Source organism: Streptomyces lushanensis (assembly GCF_001700515.1).
GTDB classification, from domain to species: domain Bacteria; phylum Actinomycetota; class Actinomycetes; order Streptomycetales; family Streptomycetaceae; genus Streptomyces; species Streptomyces lushanensis.
The window spans coordinates 1-2,155 of sequence record NZ_MAUD01000563.1; the positions used below are offsets into that span (position 1 = coordinate 1).

General features: G+C 71.7%; 3 protein-coding genes. 1 reads left to right on the plus strand and 2 read right to left on the minus strand.

Features of this window, described 5'->3' with window-relative positions; genetic code table 11:
• On the minus strand, window positions 1–434 hold a 434-nt coding region (locus BFF77_RS31245; protein WP_342671276.1), incomplete at its 3' end, for a replication initiator.
• A 309-nt stretch (window positions 435–743) separates the two neighbouring features.
• Here BFF77_RS31245 and BFF77_RS31250 point away from each other — a divergent pair.
• The gene (locus tag BFF77_RS31250) at window positions 744–1,178 is read left to right on the plus strand and encodes a winged helix-turn-helix domain-containing protein (RefSeq protein ID WP_066956803.1); all 435 of its coding nucleotides are present in this window, start codon (window positions 744–746) and stop codon (window positions 1,176–1,178) included.
• 627 nt (window positions 1,179–1,805) lie between these two features.
• On the opposite strand, the gene BFF77_RS31255 is transcribed toward BFF77_RS31250, so the two are convergent.
• The gene (locus BFF77_RS31255) at window positions 1,806–2,051 is read right to left on the minus strand and encodes a DUF7848 domain-containing protein (protein ID WP_066956806.1); all 246 of its coding nucleotides are present in this window, start codon (window positions 2,049–2,051) and stop codon (window positions 1,806–1,808) included.
• Between the last annotated feature and the right edge of the window lie 104 nt (window positions 2,052–2,155).

Here is a 2,155-nt window from a genome sequence, read left to right on the forward strand (position 1 = left end):
CCTACCAGCTCATCGCCGCCGCGCAGTCCGGCGGCGATGAGTTGGTAGGTGTCGTAGCGGTAGACGGTGGAGCAGGCGGGGCAACGGGTCGCGCGGCGGTTGCCGCAACGGATCAGCAGTTCACCCGCCGGAAGCTGACCGGAGGCGAAGTGGTCGAGGATCTCGCCGGTCGCGGCATCCAGGCGGGTGCGGTGTCCGGTCATGCGGATCGGGCGGGCGCAGCCGCCCAGTGAACCGATCTGCCGGGCCAGGGGTGCGAGGTGTCCGGCGGCGGCGAGCTTGGCCAGCCTGGCGGTCAGCCTTGCCCGGCGTTCCAGCGCCGAGCCCTTCTTCGCGGACGCGTCGGCTTTCCTGTCGTGCGCTGGTGCGGCGAACGTTGCGTTTGAGATCGCGGACGTGGTTGTGGGGGACGGGAGTTGGGGCTGTGCGGGCATGGGGACAGACCTCCGGCAGGAGTCGGGAGAAGAAGAGAGGCGGCTGAGGGGCGACCCGGGTGGTCAGCACAGGGGGAAGTGGGGTGCGTGACGGCGGGCGCGGAGGGTGGGCCGGGGGCGTCTGGCCTGGTCAGCGGTGGTGTCCACCAGCGGTGCGTGAAGGTAGCATCGCTTCAAACGCGCATTCAAGTGCATCCCTCCTCATCCGTTTCGGTGGGCGGCTGGGATGCGGGCAGTGTGGACCCGGCTTCCCGTCTTGGACGGGCCGGATTTCGGTGATAGTGACGCGGAGAGGGCGGGTGACCTGCGATGACGGCGGGACGGCAAGGGCGCAGGGCAGCGGGGAGCACGGTGCTGCTGACGTTCGAGGTCATCGCCGAGGCCCTGCGGGAACGGATCCGCGCAGGTGGGCTGAATCCGGGGGACGCGCTGCCGACGCAGGCGGTACTGATGGCGGAGTACGGGGCCTCCAGCCTGTCCGTGCAGAAGGCCATGGCCCTGCTGAAGCAGGACGGCTACGCGATCTCCCGCCCCGGCAAGGGGGCCTTCGTCGCCCACCCCGACACCCGCCTCGCCCCCGACGCCGATGCCGACGACTCGGAGGTGGGGAACGCGCCTTTGGGCGGGACGGCGGCTCGCGTTGCGGTGCTGGAGCTGGCACTGGCCGAGGCGCTCGAACAGCTCACCGGCCTGCGCGCCCGCGTCGAAGCCCTGGAGGCGGGTGGCAGCGGGCCCGGACCCTGACCGCTCAGCCCCCTGGACGGCTCGGGGCCGGAGCCGTGGGTGTGCGTCCAGATTTTCTCTACGAGGTTCAAGGCGGGCCCCGCCCGGCGGAGCTGGCTGAACGTCGCCGACGAGCCCACCGTTTACCCGGCAGGCCAGCGCTGTCGGCGACAACCGTCCAGAGCACCAGGCTGACCGGAGTCGGGCTCCTGGCGGAGCAAGTTGTCGCCTGCGACCGTCCTACGGCCGGATCGCAGGCACCGGCCCGGCCAGGGGGCCGCCCCTTCACGTCCGTCGCCGGGCGCACCGAGGGCGGGCCGTGCACCTGAGAGGCCGCCCGGCGGGCTCGCGCAGTCCCGGACACCCATGCTTGCTGCCTGGCTGGGGGTCGTGATGATGGAGATAACTGGGCTGATGCCGGTGCGGGGTTGAGCGAGACACACGTGGCGGGTGTTCGGTTGGCGTGCCCGCCGTCGTGGCTGACTTTCTGTGGCAGAGGCCAGAACACCCACAGTCATGGCCACGGCACGCACGTGAAGGCCCGCCCCTGCCGGGCTGACGAGGACGGGGAGCCTCGATCAGCCGCGCCCGGCAGAGACGGGAGTCGGGTGGGTCAGCGCGGTGCGGCGCCTGGGCGGGCAGGACAGGTCACGTCTGCCGCCAGGCCCGCCAGGGCCGGGTGATGATCTCCCGGTAGGTGTGGTGTGACGGGTTCTGGCCGCAGTGCCGCAGCGCCCAGTCCTGCGGTTCGGCGAAGTCCTCGCTCGTCGGTGAGGTCTCTCCGTCCACGGCGCACTGCATCGCGTACAGGACCGGCTCCGCGTCCGGCTCGCGGTCGGGCTGGAGCGTCCAGGTCTCGTAGCGCAGGACCGAGCGCGGGGTCACCGTCCCCACCTCCGGTTGGCCACGGCCACCTTCGCGCTCAACTCCTCGGCCTGGGTCGGCACACGTACCTCGTCGGGCGGCACGTCCCACTCCCGGCCACCGCGCGGTGGCCG